The sequence below is a fragment of the Brevundimonas sp. 01N35 genome, assembly GCF_056399785.1.
This window is the reverse complement of record NZ_JBFTRZ010000007.1, coordinates 44,632-59,056: the sequence shown is the minus strand read 5'-3', so window position 1 is coordinate 59,056 and position 14,425 is coordinate 44,632. Positions and strand designations below refer to the sequence as shown.

The window sequence follows — 14,425 nt, the reverse complement described above, 5'->3', positions numbered from 1 at the left end:
ATGCGGATCGTTGCCGGGAGCCTGAAGGGGCGCGCCATTCTCGCGCCCGAGGGGCAGGGCACGCGCCCGACCTCGGATCGGGCGCGCCAGGCCATCTTCAATGTGCTGGAGCACGCGTCCTGGGGCGAAAGCCTTCAGGACGCGCGCGTCATGGACATCTACGCCGGATCGGGCGCTCTTGGTTTTGAAGCCCTGTCGCGCGGCGCGGCCTTCGCTCTGTTCGTCGAGATTGACGACGGCGCGCGGGGCGTGATCCGCGAGAACATGGACGCCTATGGCCTGTTTGGCCGTGGCCGAGTGCATCGCCGCAGCGCCACGGATCTGGGCGAGCGCCCCGGCTCGGTGGGGGAGGCCTTCGACCTGGCCTTCCTCGACCCGCCCTACGCCAAGGGACTGGGCGAACAGACGCTGGCGCGATTGCTGGAAGGCGACTGGCTGAAGCCGGGCGCCATCGTGGTGTTCGAGCGCGGCTCGGACGAGGCCGACATCGACACGCCGGGTTATGAGCGTCTGGACGCTCGCGACTACGGCGCGGCGCGCGTGCTGTTTCTGAGGCTCGCGCCGGGCGCCTGACGCGGCTAGGCTTAGCTTCATGAGCCAGATCGACCGCCGCGCCTTCCTTGCCGTCACCGCTGCTGCGACCGCCTTGCCGGGCCTCGCCCGCGCTTCGGACGGCTGGACCGTCCGCAGTTCCATGCCGTGGGCGACGCAGGAAATCTATTGCGCCGCGCATGAGGGGGCGGTTGTGGTCGCCGGCGGACTGATCCGCGGCGCCGGCGGCGGACTGCACATCAACGACCGCACGGCGATCTACGACGCGGCCGCCCACCGATGGAGCGAGGGGCCGCGCCTGCCGCAGCCGCGCCACCATCCGATGCTGGCCTCGGCCGCTGGGCGGGTTTGGGCCTTTGGCGGCTATGACCGACGCGACGGCGGCGAATGGACGGCGATGACCGATGTCTGGGCGATGGATCGCGACGTCTGGGCGCAGGTCGGTCAGATGCCCGAGCGGCTGTGCGAGACGGTCGGCTTGTCGCTGGACGACCGGGTGCATCTGGTCACCGGCCGCTCGCCCAAGGGCGAGAAGAACGGCCAGTGGGGCGATCAGGGCGACGTGGCGACCCATCTGGTCTTCCACGCGGCGGACAATCGCTGGGAGACGGCCCGTCCGGCGCCCATGGCCCGCAACAGTGCGGCGGGCGCGGTGCTGGACGGGAAGCTCTATGTGGCGGGCGGCCGCGCGGTCGAGAGCGGCGGCACGGGGCGGATGGACCGCTACGACCCGGCCGGGGATCGTTGGGACATGCTGGCGCCCATCCCGGCCTCGCCTGCGACGGGGCGGCAGGTCGGCGGCGGTCTGGCGATGGCGGCGGCGGATGGCCGCCTGGTCGCCTTCGGCGGCGAGTGGTTCGAGGGGCGAAGCGGCGGCGTCTTCGCCGAGACCTGGGTCTACGATCCGGCGCGCGACGTCTGGGCGGCCGGACCGGCGATGCGGACGCCTCGGCATGGGCTGGCGGGCGCGAGCGTGAACGGCGTCGTCTATGCCATCGGGGGCGGCGAGGTCGCTTCGGGCGGGAAGGCTAGTGGCGTCGTCGAGGCGCTCAGCCTCTGAGCTGTTGCAGGACGCGGGCCAGACCGCGCGCGCCCTCGGTTACCTCGGCCCAGGTGACGTCGAAGCCGTCGTCGTCGCCGAAATAGGGATCGGCGACGGGTCGGCCCTCGCGGCCCGCGACATGATCGAGCAGCAGGCTGAGTTCGGCCGTGGCGTCGACGGGGGCGAGGCGGCGCAGGTTGGCGAGGTTGTCCTCGTCCAGCGCGACGATGTGGGTGAAGCGGCGGAAGTCGGCGGGCTTCACCTGACGACCGCGCAGGCTGGAGATGTCGACGCCGTTCTTCTTCGCCACAGCCTGGGCGCGCGGGTCGGGCGGATCGCCGACGTGCCAGCCGCCGGTGCCGGCGGAATCGACCGTCACGTCCAGCTTCAGGCGGCGAGCCTCTTCGCGGAAGGCGGCCTCGGCCAGCGGCGAGCGACAGATGTTGCCGAGGCAGACGAAAAGGACGCTGTAGGTCATGAGATCAGAGTAGCGAAACGGCGGGAATTTCAAATGCTCCCTCTACTCCGCTCATCCCGGCGGACGCCGGGATCCAGTCCTTTGGCCACACCCGCGGTGGTCAGATCAAAGCCGCACTGGCTCCGTTCTCACTGGATCCCGGCGTCCGCCGGGATGAGCGGGTGTGTGGTCAGCGTCTGCCGAACAGCTTTTCGAGATCGTTGAGTTTGAGCTCGACGTAGGTCGGGCGGCCGTGGTTGCACTGGCCCGAGTGGGGCGTGGCCTCCATCTGGCGCAAGAGGGCGTTCATTTCGGGGGCGCTGAGGACGCGGCCGGCGCGGACGCTGCCGTGGCAGGCCATGGTGCCGCAGACCTCGGCCATGCGCTCCTTCAGCGACAGGGCGGCGCCGTGTTCGGACAGGTCGTCGGCGATGTCGCGGATCAGGCCCTGAACATCGGTGTCGCCGAGCAGGGCGGGGGTTTCGCGCACCAGCACCGCGCCCACGCCGAAGGCCTCGACGATCAGACCCATCTCGGCCAGTTCCTCGGCCTTGGCGGCGACGCGCTGGGCCTCGGCGGGGTCCAGTTCGACCACCTCGGGCGTCAGCAGGGCCTGACGAGTGACGGCGCCGTGGGCCATCTGCGCCTTCATCCGCTCATAGACGAGGCGTTCGTGGGCGGCGTGCTGATCGACGACGACCAGGCCGTCGCGGGTCTGGGCGACGATATAGGTGCCGTGAAGCTGGGCGCGGGCGGCGCCGAGGGGGTAGTCGATCAGGTCGGTCGGCGGCTGGGCGCCGGGCGCGATCTGGCCGGCGTGTTCGGCTTGAATCTCAGCCAGGGTGCGGAAGCTGGGAGCGGCGGCTTCCCCGGTCCAGGTGTGCTCGACGCGGGCGGAGCGCTCGTTCAGGCCGGGCAGGTTCTGGGCGGCGGCGGCCGGTTGCGACCAGCCCTGCCAGCCGCTCCAGCCCGGCGCGGCCTGGTTGAAGGATTGAGCCGAGGGAGAGGAGGGGCTGTAGGCGCCGCCCAAAGCCTCGCCCGTATGCGGCCGGAACCCGGCCAGAGCGTCGGCGGCGACCGTGGTCGAGGCGCGGTGGCCGGCGGCGTGCAGGGCGTGACGCAGGGCGCCGACGATCAAGCCGCGCACCAGGGCCGGATCGCGGAAGCGGACCTCGGCCTTGGCGGGATGGACGTTCACGTCGACGTAGAGCGGGTCGATGTCGAGGAAGAGGGCCGCCGCCGGGTGCCGGTCGCGGGCCAGGAAGTCGGCGTAGGCGCCGCGCAGGGCGCCTTGCAGCAGGCGGTCGCGCACCGGGCGGCCGTTGACGAACAGGAACTGGTGCGCCGCATTGCCGCGCGAATAGGTGGGCAGGCCCGCATAGCCGGACAGGCGCACTCCATCGCGTTCCTGGTCGATCAGCAGGGCGTTGGCTTCGAAGTCGCGGCCCAGCAGGGCGCCGAGGCGTTTCAGGCGGCCTTCGAAGCCGGGATGTTCGGCGGGCAGGCGCAGCGTCACCTTGCCGTCCAGCGACAGGGTGAAGGCGACGGCTTCGTGGGCCATGGCCTGACGCTTGATCTCCTCCGAGATGGCCATGGCCTCGGACCGCTCGGACTTCATGAACTTGAGCCGGGCGGGCGTGGCGTAGAACAGGTCGCGGACCTCGACCCGGGCGCCGTGCGGGCCGGGGAAGCCGGCGGGGGCCGTCGGGCGCTGGTCGCCGCCGTCGACGGTGACGGCCCAGGCGTCGGCCTCGTCGCGGGCGCGGGTGGTGATGGTCAGGCGGGCGACGGAGCCGATGGAGGGCAGGGCCTCGCCGCGGAAGCCGAGGGTATTGATGCGCAGCAGGTCCACGTCGCCGGCGTCGTCGGGCTCAAGCTTCGACGTGGCGTGGCGTTCGACGGCCAGCGGCAGTTCGTCCTTGGGGATGCCCTTGCCGTCGTCGGCGATCAGGATGCGGGTCAGGCCGCCGCCGTCCGCCTGGATCTCGACGCGCGAGGCCCCCGCGTCCAGCGCGTTCTCGACCAACTCCTTGATGGCGCTGGCGGGACGTTCGACCACCTCGCCGGCGGCGATGCGGTTGACGGTTTCGGGGGGGAGGCGACGGATGGGCATGTGAGTCGCAGGATAGGCGGGCGGCGCGCAGGGCGCACCTCAATCCGCATTTTTGCACGAACGGGGCTTGAAGGTCACCAATCGCAACTTATACTGTTGCAGTCCGAGCGGCGCGCCGACGGACAGACGAACCGTTTCTGGGCCTCGTGTCCAGTCCTGAACTCCAACGAGGTCCTCCCCATGAAGATGCAACATATCCTGGCGGTTTCCGCCTTCGCCCTGCTGGCCGCCTGCGGTCAAGCCGGCGACAAGTCCGCCGCCCCGGCCGCCGACGCCGCCTCGACCGCTCCGGTCGAGCTGAAGGCCCCGGCCGGCGTCTACGTCATGGACCCGACCCACGCCTCGCTGCAGTGGTCGGTCCCGCACAACACGATTTCGAACTACACCGCGCGCTTCAACAAGTTCGACGCCAAGATCACCCTGGACCCGGCCAACCTGGCCAACAGCTCGGTCGAGGCGACCATCGATCCGCTGTCGGTCGACGCTAACTATCCGGGCGACTACCTCGGCACCCACGCGGCGACGGGCTTCAAGAGCTTCAGCGAGGACATCGCCAAGAGCAAGAACTTCCTGAACGGCGTCGCCTTCCCGCAGATCACCTTCAAGTCGACCAAGGTCGAACTGACCGGCACGCGCACGGCCAAGGTGACGGGCGATCTGACCTTCCTGGGCGTGACCAAGCCGGTGACCCTGGACGCCACCTTCGGCGGCGAGATCGAGAAGCACCCCTTCATGCAGGTGCCGACCATCGGCTTCTCGGCTGAAGGCAAGTTCAACCGTTCGGACTTCGGCATGCCGGTCGGTCCGGTCGGCGACGAAACCACCATCCGCTTCGACGGCGAGTTCCTGCAGCAGGTCGCTCCGGCTGCTCCGGCTGCCTAATCGCTGACTTTTCTGCCGTCATCCCGGACAGCCGACAGGTTGATCCGGGATCCAGGCGCTGGATATGGGCTCGAGGCTTCGGTGCTTGTGCTCTGCCGCCTGGGTCCCGGATCGCTCCTGCGGAGCGTCCGGGATGACGGATATTTTTTGCGAGTTTTGTGATGACCGCGTCCGCCAGCCGCTACACCCCCGTCGCCATCGCCCTGCACTGGGCCATTGCGGTCGCTATCATCGCCATGATCCCGATGGGCTGGTGGATGAGCGACGCGATCAACGAGCCGGGAAGTCAGGCGCTGGCCTATCGCGTGTTCCAGATTCACAAGTCGGTCGGCTTTCTGATCCTGGCGCTGACGGCGCTGCGCATCGTCTGGCGGCTGACGCACCGGACGCCGGGGATGCCGGCCGAGATGAAGACCTGGGAAACGTTCGCGGCGCGGGCGACCCATGCGGCCTTCTACGGCCTGATGCTGGCCCTGCCGCTGACTGGCTGGCTTTACGTTTCGACCGGCTGGGCCGTGGCGACGGATCAGCCGCTGGCCGTGGCGACCAGCTGGTTCGGCCTGTTCGCCGTGCCGCACCTGCCCTTCATCGGCGAGGCGGCGGCGGGCGTCCGCCGGACCGTGGCCTATCAGGCCATGGGGGCGCACAGCCTGCTGGCCTGGGGCGCGGTGGTCCTGATCGCCATGCACGTCGGGGCGGCGCTGAAGCATCAGTTCATCAATCGCGACGGGGTTCTGGCGCATATGATCCCGCTGCTGAAGCACGGCGAGGGGCGGACTGCGCCGGAGCCCAAGCCGCTGCTGCGCCGCGCTGAGCGTCTGGCGGGACTGGGCTTCATCGCCGCCCTGGCCGTCGCGGGCGGCATCGCGGCCAAGCCTGCGCCGCTGGCGGACGGAGCAGGGGTTGAGGCGCACGCTGCGGCGGCGCCCGCTCAGGCCGAGGCTGCGGTCACGCCGGGGACGGCGACCGCCTGGACCATCGACAAGGCGGCCTCGAACATCGCGTTCACCGGGACCCATGCCGGCAAGGCCTTCAAGGGCCGGTTCGAGCAGTGGGAGGGGCAGGTCTGGTTCGACCCGGCCGATCTGGCGGGGTCGAAGGCCGTGGTTCTGGTGAAGACCGGCACGGCCAAGACGGGCGACGCGACGCAGGAAGGCAGTCTGACCGGCGCGGAATGGCTGGACCCGACGGGCTATCCGACCGCGCGGTTCGAGACGACTTCGTTCAAGGCCCTGGGCGGCAATCGCTATGAGGCGACGGGGACGCTGCGGATCAAGACGACGACGGTGCCTGTGGTCCTGCCCTTCACCTTTGACGAGGCGAACGGGACGGCGACGGTGGAGGGCAGGCTGGAGCTGGACCGCACATCGCTGGACCTCGGCATGATGTCCGACGCGGGCGGCGACTGGGTGTCGAATGCGATTGGCGTCGAGATCAAGGTGAAGGCGAAGCGGACGAGCTGAACCTTCTTACCCTTCCCCCTCAATGGGGGAAGGGTAGGGATGGGGGTGTGCGCTCAACATTTCTGACGGAGCATGCGAGGCGTTGTGTCTCCTGAGCACGACTGCAAACAATCTGTCTGCACCCCCACCCAACCCTCCCCCATCGAGGGGGAGGGCTTGTTGAGTTGCGGTGATGCCGAAGGAGAAGGCGCTTAGGGGTTTGCCCGACTCCGCGCGGGGCGTTACAGCCTTCGGCTTCTTCCTGACCGTCCGAAGATTGACGCCATGCACGACATCAGAGCCATCCGCGACAACCCCGAAGCCTTCGTCGCCGGCTGGTCGTCGCGCGGGGTGGAGGACGCCGCCGAGGTGGTCGCGCGCATCCTGGCGCTGGACGTCGACCTGCGCGCCGCCCAGACCAGGGGGCAGGAAGCCCTGGCCAAGCGCAACGCCGCCTCCAAGGCCATCGGCGCCGCCATGGGCAAGAAGGACATGGCCGAGGCCGACCGGCTGAAGACCGAGGTCGAAACCCTGAAAACCGAGATCGCCGAGGCGGGCGAGGCGGAAGCCGCCAAGGGCGCCGAACTGCGCGACCTGCTGGCGGGGCTGAAAAACCTGGCCGCCGACAATGTGCCGGACGGCGCGGACGAGAACGACAACGTCGAAGTCCTGAAGTGGGGCGAGCCGCGCACGACGGGTCCCGCCAAGGATCACGCCGACCTGGGCGAGGCCCTGGGCCTGCTGGACTTTGAGGCTGCGGCCAAGATGTCCGGCTCGCGCTTCGCCGTGCTGAAGGGCCAACTGGCTCGGATGGAACGCGCCATCGGCCAGTTCATGCTGGACCTGCAGACGGACAAGAACGGGTATCTGGAAGTGAACCCACCGCTGCTCGTCAAGGACGACGCGATGTTCGGCACGGGGCAGTTGCCGAAGTTCTATGACGACCTGTTTTCCGCCATCACGCCGGATTTCATCTACGACTATCTCCACGACGTGCGGTTGGCAGTTGGAGACGACGCGCTAGAGGCCAAAGACCACAAGGCAGATGCTACTTGGTCGGTCGGCCCAATGATGCTGCCCGATGGTCAGTCTGTAAAAGTGTTTTTGGATCGCCCCTACAATAGTGGTGATCGAGGGCAGCACTGGCTGATCCCCACGGCCGAAGTCTCCCTGACCAATCTCGTGCGCGAGCAGATTCTGTCCGAGGACGAGGTGGCGACGCCGATGCGGATGACGGCGCTGACGCCCTGCTTCCGGGCCGAGGCGGGGTCGGCGGGGCGCGATACGCGCGGCCTGATCCGCCAGCACCAGTTCAGCAAGGTCGAGATGGTCTCCATCTGCCGTCCCGAGGACTCGGACGCGGAGCACGAGCGCATGACCGGTTGCGCCGAGGCGGTGTTGCAGGCGCTGGAGCTGCCCTATCGCAAGGTGCTGCTGTGCAAGGGCGACATGGGCTTCTCGGCGCAGAAGACCTATGACCTCGAGGTCTGGCTGCCCAGCCAGAACACCTATCGCGAGATCAGCTCCTGCTCGAACTGCGGCGACTTCCAGGCCCGGCGCATGGACGCCCGGTTCAAGCGCGCGGGCGAGAAGAAGACCGAGTTCCTGCACACCCTGAACGGCTCGGGCCTGGCCGTCGGCCGCACCCTGGTCGCGGTGATGGAGAACTATCAGCAGGAGGACGGCTCGATCGCCGTGCCGAGCGCGCTGCTGCCCTATATGGGCGGGTTGAAAAAGGTTGGCTGACCCGTCTTCTCTTGCGGGAGACGGCGCTCAAGCGGCCGAAGGCGTTAGCGCTAAAATCCTTCTCCCCTTGCGGGAGAAGGTGGGCCGTACAGCGGCTCGGATGAGGGGTTGCTCAGACAGAAGATGACAGTGGCGAGTTCAGACGACATGATTTCCGGCCGGGGCGCGACCCCTCATCCGTCTGGCTGCGCCAGCCACCTTCTCCCGCAAGGGGAGAAGGACATGTTTGGTGCGCTATCGCCCTTTGGGCTGCTTGAGCGCGAATGATGCGTATCCTCCTCACCAATGACGACGGCATCGAGGCGGAAGGCCTTGAATGTCTTGAGAAGATTGCTCGCACCCTGTCGGACGACGTCTGGGTCGTCGCGCCCCAGACCGAGCAGTCGGCCAAGGGGCGGGGGATCACCCTGACCGAGCCGCTGCGGGTCAACCAACTGGGCGACAAGCGCTTCGCCGTGACCGGCACCCCGACCGACTGCGTCGTCCTGGCGGTCAACGACCTGATGCCCGAGAAGCCCGACCTGGTGCTGTCGGGCGTCAATCGCGGGCATAACGTCGGCGAGGACGTCAGCTATTCCGGCACGGTGGCGGGCGCGTTGCAGGGCATGGCCTTCGGCATTCGCTCGATCGCCCTGTCGCAGTCGCTGGAACGGTTCCACGACGACGTGGTGGCGCATTGGGAGACGGCCGAGGCCTTCGCCCCCGGCATCATCGCCAAGCTGCTGGAGCAGAAGTGGGAGGACGGCGTGGTCATGAACGTCAACTTCCCCAAGCTGCCGCCGGAACTGGTCAAAACGGTCGAGGTGACCAAGCAGGGCTTTCGCGACATCGGCGAGATGCACGCGATCCGGCGCACCGATCTGCGCGGCCGCGACTACTACTGGATGGCCTTCCGCGGGGCGCCGCAGGAGCACGCCGAGGGCACCGACCTGCGGGCCATGGACGAGGGCCGGATTTCGGTCACGCCGCTGCATATCGACCTGACGCATATGCGCAGCGTCAATGATCTGAAGAAGGTGCTGGGCGGCGCGCCCCCCAAGGGACCGCAGGAAAAATGAGCCTCAAGGACGACCGCGCGGGTCGGCTGATCCTGTCGCTGAGGCGGCAGGGGGTGACCGACGCGCGGGTGCTGCAGGCGATGGAATCCATCGACCGGTCGCTGTTCGTCCATGAGAAGTTCCTCGATCAGGCCTGGGAAGACCAGGCCCTGCCGATCGACTGCGCCCAGACGATCAGCCAGCCCTATATCGTCGGCCTGATGACCCAGGCGCTGGAGGTCGGGCCGCGCCACCGCGTGCTCGAGATCGGCACCGGCAGCGGCTATCAGTGCGCGGTCCTCAGCCGGTTGGCGCGCTTCGTCTATTCTGTGGAGCGCTACAAGAGCCTGCTGACCGAGGCCGAGACCAAGCTGAAGCTTCTGGGCGTCGACAACGTCTTCACCCGCCACGGCGACGGCGGGCAGGGCTGGCTGGAACAGGCGCCGTTCGACCGGATCATGGTCACGGCGGCGTCGCCGCATGAACCGACCGAACTGCTGAAACAGCTGAAACCGGGCGGCGTGCTGGTCGCGCCGGTGGGCCGCGGCTCGGTGCAGATGCTGCACCGCTATACCGGCCAGGAAGACGGCAGTTTCCGCCGCGAAAGCCTGTGCGAAGTGCGCTTCGTGCCGCTGGTCGAGGGGATGGCCAAGGAGGGGTAGGGGCGATGCTCGTCTTCTGTGTCGCCACCTTCATTTATTCCACCGTCATCCTCGGGCTTGACCCGAGGATCGGGCGGTCGGCAGGCAGATCATCTGAAGCGTTGAGCGCGCCGCTGTACCTCGACCCTCGGGTCAGGCCCGAGGGTGACGGCGGGGGTGAGGCGGCGGTCCCGGATAAACGCTGCGCGTTTTCCGGGATGACGAATGACTGTGCAGGTTAACCTTTCCGCCCCACTTTGGCGCTGTTTGGCGGGTTGGCTTGGCGACGCTTCCGGGGCACACCGGGGGTGAACGAATTCACGGTTAAGAAGGAGAGGCGCATGGGCGGCTTCACGGGCTGGATCAGGGCGGCGGCGGTCGTCGGCGGGGCGCTGACGGTCACGGCGTGCGCGAGTTATCCGACCGAGCCGCGCTATTCGACCCATCCGACGCCGGTTGGCGGACAGGGCGCCTATCCCCAGCAGCCCGGGCAGGGCGGCAATCCGAACAACAATCCCTACTACGCCCAGCCGACGCAGCCGCAGACGCCGCCGCCGGCGCGACCCTATGAAGAGCAGGGGCCGCGCGCGCCGTCGGGCAGCATTCAGGGCGGCGGTCTGCCGCCGGCGGGCGGACCGGCCTATCCGTCGACCGGGGCGCCCGCCGGGTCCACGTCGCCATCGACCGGCGGCTCGCCCGTCATGGCGGGCGCGACCTATGTCATCCAGCCGGGCGACACGATTTCGGGCGTCGGCCGCCGCTTCCAGACGCCGGTGCAGACGCTGATCGACCTGAACGGTCTGGGACCGCGCGGCGCCATCACTTCGGGCCAGCGCATCGTTCTGCCGGACAGCGCGGTGGACACGGGTTCGGATCCTTACGCCACGGGCGCGTCGCCGGTCGGCGTGAAGACGCCGAACAACGGCGTGGCGCCGCCGCCGCCTCCGCCGCCCAGCGGCAACGCCGCCCTGCCGCCGCCGCGCGCCCCGGCCGTGACAGCCTCCGAACCGGCCTCGCCGGTTCAGGGCGCAGCCGTGGGCCAGGCCCTGGCCATGCAGTGGCCGGTGCGCGGGGACATCCTGCGCCGTTTCGGCCCGGTCGGCATGGGCGAGCGCAACAATGGCGTCAATATCGGCGCGGCCGCGGGAACCGAGGTCAAGGCCGCCGCCGCCGGGCGCGTCGCCTATGTCGGCGACGACATCGTGGGGCAGGGGCTGACGGTCCTGATCGTTCACAAGGACGGCTGGCGCACGGTTTACGGTCATCTGGGCTCGGCCACCGTGCGCGACGGGGCCGAAGTTCGCGCGGGTCAGGCCATCGGCACGGTCGGCCTGACGGCAGGCGACGGCCGCCCCTCGATCCATTTCGAGACCCGGCAGATGCGTGGCGACGATCCGATTGCGGTCGATCCCCTGGGCGTTCTGCCGCGCTGACGAAGACCGCCCGGCGTGTCCGGGCGGCATCGCCTGTGACACGTTGGCGTCAGGCCGCGTTGCAAATCGGCACGGCGCGCCCTAGGTTCCGCGCCTCATTTTAAAGGGGCCCCCGTTTCGAGGTCGGCCCGGTTCGGGGAGTTTCCATGCCTACTGCTTCTGAAGGCGGCCTGATGGCCATGGCGGTGCAGATCGCGCCGATCGTCGCGATCTTCATCCTGTTCTACTTCCTGATGATCCGTCCGCAGCAGAAGCGGGTGAAGGCGCATCAGGCCCTGATCGCCAGCGTCAAGCGCGGCGACGAAGTCGTCCTGTCGAACGGCATGGTCGGCAAGGTCACCCGCGTCGAGGACGCCGAGGCCATGGTCGAGATTTCGCAGGGCGTGAACGTTCGCGTGGTCAAGTCGATGATCGCCGAAGTCCGCAACCGCACCGCCATCGCCGCCAACGACAAGGGCTGAGCGGCTTTCGCCGCTGACGCCCGCCCGAAAAGAGCCCTGACATGATTCAGCTTTCGCGCTGGAAAGTCGTCCTGGTCGTGCTGTCGCTCGTATTCGGGCTGCTGCTGGCCTTCCCCAATGTCCTGACGCCCGCCCAGCGCGAGGCTCTGCCCGGCTGGCTGCCCAAGAACGGCCTGAACCTGGGGCTCGACCTTCAGGGCGGGTCCTACCTGCTGCTGGAAGTCGACGTGCCGGAGATGCGCGCCAAGCGCGTCACCAACCTGATCGAAGACGTCCGCGTCTCGCTGGGCGAACAACAGATCGCCATCGGCGGCCTGCAACGCGAAGCGGCCGGCGTGGTCGTGACGGTCGGCAACGCCGCCCAGTTCGATGCCGCCATGACCGCGCTGCGCACCCTGGCGCAGACCGGTGCGCCGCAGGGCCAGTCGGACCGCGCCGTCACCCGTCTAGGCGACAACCGCATCCGCTTCGCCTTCACCGACGCCGCCCTGAACGCCATGGGCGCGACGGCGGTCGATCAGTCGATCGAAGTGGTCCGCCGTCGTCTGGACAGCACCGGCACCAAGGAAATCTCAATCACCCGCCAGGGCGCCGACCGCATCGTCGTCCAGGCGCCCGGCGAGAGCGACCCGAGCCAGTTGGAACGCGTCATCGGCCAGACGGCGCAACTGACCTTCCAGATGGTCGACAGCAGCACCAACGGTCTGCAGGACGCTCTGGCCGGCCGCGTGCCGCCGGACGCCGAACTGCTGGCGGGCGAGGATGGCACGCCGTACCTGGTCAAGAAGCGCGTGCTGGTGTCGGGCGAGAACCTGACCCGCGCCGGCGTCGGCTCGGACCAGAACGGCCGTCCCGCCATCGATTTCCGTTTCGACGGTCAGGGTTCGCGTCGCTTCGCTGAAGCTACGGCCCAGAACCTGGGCAAGCCCTTCGCCATCATCCTGGACGGCAAGGTCATCTCGGCCCCGACCATCCAGAGCGCCATCACTGGCGGTTCGGGTCAGATCACCGGCAACTTCTCGATTCAGTCGGCCGCCGAACTGGTGAACCTGTTGAACGGCGGGGCCCTGCCGGCGCCGCTGAAGGTCGAGGAGCGTCGCGTCGTCGGCGCCGAACTGGGCGCGGACGCCATCCAGGCCGGTCAGGTTTCGACCATCATCGGCTTCCTGGTGATCGTGGCCTTCATGCTGCTCACGTACGGCTTCCTGTTCGGCGGCATCTCGGTCCTGGGCCTAATGCTCAACGGCCTGCTGATCCTGGCGGCGATGTCGCTGACCCAGGCGACGCTGACCCTGCCGGGCATCGCCGGTCTGGTGCTGACCTTCGCCGTGGCCGTCGACGCCAACGTTCTGATCTATGAGCGGATGCGCGACGAAGCGCGGGCGGGCCGCTCGGTCATCGCCTCGATGGACGCCGGCTTCAACAAGGCCATGGGCACTATCATCGACGCCAACCTGACCACCCTGGTGGCGGCGCTGATCATGTTTGTCTTCGGCGCCGGCCCGGTGCGCGGCTTCGCCTGGACGCTGACCATCGGCGTCTTCACCTCCATGTTCTCCTCGGTGATGGTCGCCCAGGTGCTGCTCGGGTATTGGCTCAAAGTCGCCAAGCCCAAGAAACTGCCGATCGCGGAGTGATGGCGATGCGTGGATGGCCTCTCATCAAAGTGCTGCCGCACAAGACGAACTTCCATTTCGTGAAGTACGCTGTGCCGGCCGGTATCCTTTCCGTCGTGCTGTGCGTCGCCTCGATCGTCGCCTGCTTCTATCCCGGCCTTGAAATGGGCATCGACTTCAAGGGCGGGGCCGTCATGGAAATGACCGCCCCGGCTGGACAATCGATCGACGCGGGCAAGGTCCGCGAGGCGATGAACAGCCTCGATCTGGGCGAAGTCCAGGTTCAGAACATCGACGGCGACCAGCGCGCCATCGTCCGCTTCCAGGTTCCGGACAACCAAGACCAGACCGCAGTCGTCCAGCGCGTCCAGGGCGGCATCACCGACGCCGTCGGCAAGGTCGCCTTCTCGGGCGTCAGCGTCGTCGGCTCCAAGGTCTCGGGCGAGCTGTTCACCAATGGCCTGATGGCCTTGGGCGCGGCTATCGCCCTGATGTTCGCCTACATCTGGTTCCGGTTCGAACCGCAGTTCGGTTTCGGCGCCGTGGCCGGTCTGGTCCACGACGTGATCCTGACCTTCGGTCTGATCGTCCTGTTCAAGCTGGAGTTCAGCCTGAACATGGTGGCCGCCATCCTGACCGTCATCGGCTATTCGATGAACGATACGGTCGTGGTGTTCGACCGCCTGCGTGAGAACCTGCGCAAGTACAAGACCATGCCGCTGCGCGAGGTCATCGACCTGTCGCTGAACGAGACCCTGTCGCGGACCATCATCACCGGCGTCACCGCCGTGGCGGTTCTGGCCGTTCTGGCCGTCTTCGGCGGCGAGGCCCTGTTCGGCTTCTCCATCGCCCTGATGGCCGGCATCGTCATCGGCACCTATTCGTCGATCTATGTCGGCGCGCCGATCATCCTGCTGTGGGGCGTCCGGCGCGGGGGCTCCATCGACGAGGACGCCAAGCCGATCAAGCTCGGCATGGCCAGCCGGCCTTAAGGCTGGATTCT

13 protein-coding genes are annotated in these 14,425 nt (G+C 68.1%); 11 read left to right on the top strand and 2 right to left on the bottom strand.

The genetic code is table 11. The features are described from left to right. Both rsmD and AC1DJ5_RS08910 read left to right on the top strand, forming a co-directional pair. Nucleotides 1–573 carry a 16S rRNA (guanine(966)-N(2))-methyltransferase RsmD gene (rsmD, locus tag AC1DJ5_RS08915; protein ID WP_477020356.1) on the top strand — a complete coding sequence of 191 codons (573 nt, stop codon included), beginning with the start codon at nt 1–3 and terminating at the stop codon, nt 571–573. A gap of 19 nt (nt 574–592) precedes the next feature. Further along, nucleotides 593–1,612, top strand: coding sequence for a Kelch repeat-containing protein (locus tag AC1DJ5_RS08910; protein ID WP_477020355.1), 1,020 nt, complete (start codon nt 593–595; stop codon nt 1,610–1,612). Here AC1DJ5_RS08910 and AC1DJ5_RS08905 read toward each other — a convergent pair. Together AC1DJ5_RS08905 and mutL are read right to left on the bottom strand one after the other, a co-directional pair. After that, on the bottom strand, nt 1,602–2,072 hold the full coding sequence (locus AC1DJ5_RS08905) for a low molecular weight protein-tyrosine-phosphatase (RefSeq protein ID WP_477020354.1): 471 nt from the start codon (nt 2,070–2,072) through the stop codon (nt 1,602–1,604). The genes AC1DJ5_RS08910 and AC1DJ5_RS08905 overlap by 11 nt on opposite strands. Nucleotides 2,073–2,241: 169 nt before the next feature. Continuing rightward, complete coding sequence (gene mutL, locus AC1DJ5_RS08900) at nt 2,242–4,164, bottom strand: DNA mismatch repair endonuclease MutL (RefSeq protein WP_477020353.1); 1,923 nt, start codon at nt 4,162–4,164, stop codon at nt 2,242–2,244. Nucleotides 4,165–4,344: 180 nt separating this feature from the next. Here mutL and AC1DJ5_RS08895 point away from each other — a divergent pair, with 180 nt between their 5' ends. From AC1DJ5_RS08895 to secF, 9 genes are all read left to right on the top strand, one after another. Next, nucleotides 4,345–5,046, top strand: a complete 702-nt coding sequence (locus AC1DJ5_RS08895) for a YceI family protein (RefSeq protein ID WP_477020352.1) — start codon at nt 4,345–4,347, stop codon at nt 5,044–5,046. Between the two features lie 161 nt (nt 5,047–5,207). Further along, a complete protein-coding gene (locus AC1DJ5_RS08890; RefSeq protein WP_441456217.1) occupies nt 5,208–6,509 on the top strand; it encodes a cytochrome b/b6 domain-containing protein in 1,302 nt (433 codons plus the stop codon). Nucleotides 6,510–6,773: 264 nt separating this feature from the next. Further along, on the top strand, nt 6,774–8,234 hold the full coding sequence (serS, locus tag AC1DJ5_RS08885; protein WP_477020351.1) for a serine--tRNA ligase: 1,461 nt from the start codon (nt 6,774–6,776) through the stop codon (nt 8,232–8,234). A 266-nt stretch (nt 8,235–8,500) separates the two neighbouring features. Next, the gene (gene surE, locus AC1DJ5_RS08880) at nt 8,501–9,292 is read left to right on the top strand and encodes a 5'/3'-nucleotidase SurE (protein WP_477020350.1); all 792 of its coding nucleotides are present in this window, start codon (nt 8,501–8,503) and stop codon (nt 9,290–9,292) included. Next, nucleotides 9,289–9,933, top strand: a complete 645-nt coding sequence (locus AC1DJ5_RS08875; protein WP_441456214.1) for a protein-L-isoaspartate(D-aspartate) O-methyltransferase — start codon at nt 9,289–9,291, stop codon at nt 9,931–9,933. The genes surE and AC1DJ5_RS08875 overlap by 4 nt, the downstream gene beginning before the upstream one ends. Before the next feature lie 320 nt (nt 9,934–10,253). Beyond that, nucleotides 10,254–11,345, top strand: a complete 1,092-nt coding sequence (locus AC1DJ5_RS08870) for a peptidoglycan DD-metalloendopeptidase family protein (RefSeq protein ID WP_477020349.1) — start codon at nt 10,254–10,256, stop codon at nt 11,343–11,345. Nucleotides 11,346–11,491: 146 nt separating this feature from the next. Next, nucleotides 11,492–11,806, top strand: a complete 315-nt coding sequence (gene yajC, locus AC1DJ5_RS08865) for a preprotein translocase subunit YajC (RefSeq protein ID WP_441456212.1) — start codon at nt 11,492–11,494, stop codon at nt 11,804–11,806. A 41-nt stretch (nt 11,807–11,847) separates the two neighbouring features. Next, nucleotides 11,848–13,443 carry a protein translocase subunit SecD gene (gene secD, locus AC1DJ5_RS08860; protein ID WP_441456211.1) on the top strand — a complete coding sequence of 532 codons (1,596 nt, stop codon included), beginning with the start codon at nt 11,848–11,850 and terminating at the stop codon, nt 13,441–13,443. Further along, a complete protein-coding gene (gene secF, locus AC1DJ5_RS08855; RefSeq protein WP_441456210.1) occupies nt 13,443–14,414 on the top strand; it encodes a protein translocase subunit SecF in 972 nt (323 codons plus the stop codon). The genes secD and secF overlap by 1 nt, the downstream gene beginning before the upstream one ends. The last annotated feature ends 11 nt before the right edge of the window (nt 14,415–14,425 follow it).

What these genes read in the sequence shown, in the direction of transcription:
- AC1DJ5_RS08890 (WP_441456217.1), top strand. Translation starts at nt 5,208, where the DNA reads ATGACCGCGTCCGCCAGCCGCTACACCCCCGTCGCCATCGCCCTGCAC.
- AC1DJ5_RS08870 (WP_477020349.1), top strand. Translation starts at nt 10,254, where the DNA reads ATGGGCGGCTTCACGGGCTGGATCAGGGCGGCGGCGGTCGTCGGCGGG.
- AC1DJ5_RS08910 (WP_477020355.1), top strand. Translation starts at nt 593, where the DNA reads ATGAGCCAGATCGACCGCCGCGCCTTCCTTGCCGTCACCGCTGCTGCG.
- mutL (WP_477020353.1), bottom strand. Translation starts at nt 4,164, where the DNA reads ATGCCCATCCGTCGCCTCCCCCCCGAAACCGTCAACCGCATCGCCGCC.
- AC1DJ5_RS08895 (WP_477020352.1), top strand. Translation starts at nt 4,345, where the DNA reads ATGAAGATGCAACATATCCTGGCGGTTTCCGCCTTCGCCCTGCTGGCC.
- secF (WP_441456210.1), top strand. Translation starts at nt 13,443, where the DNA reads ATGGCGATGCGTGGATGGCCTCTCATCAAAGTGCTGCCGCACAAGACG.
- AC1DJ5_RS08905 (WP_477020354.1), bottom strand. Translation starts at nt 2,072, where the DNA reads ATGACCTACAGCGTCCTTTTCGTCTGCCTCGGCAACATCTGTCGCTCG.
- serS (WP_477020351.1), top strand. Translation starts at nt 6,774, where the DNA reads ATGCACGACATCAGAGCCATCCGCGACAACCCCGAAGCCTTCGTCGCC.
- yajC (WP_441456212.1), top strand. Translation starts at nt 11,492, where the DNA reads ATGCCTACTGCTTCTGAAGGCGGCCTGATGGCCATGGCGGTGCAGATC.
- secD (WP_441456211.1), top strand. Translation starts at nt 11,848, where the DNA reads ATGATTCAGCTTTCGCGCTGGAAAGTCGTCCTGGTCGTGCTGTCGCTC.
- surE (WP_477020350.1), top strand. Translation starts at nt 8,501, where the DNA reads ATGCGTATCCTCCTCACCAATGACGACGGCATCGAGGCGGAAGGCCTT.
- rsmD (WP_477020356.1), top strand. Translation starts at nt 1, where the DNA reads ATGCGGATCGTTGCCGGGAGCCTGAAGGGGCGCGCCATTCTCGCGCCC.
- AC1DJ5_RS08875 (WP_441456214.1), top strand. Translation starts at nt 9,289, where the DNA reads ATGAGCCTCAAGGACGACCGCGCGGGTCGGCTGATCCTGTCGCTGAGG.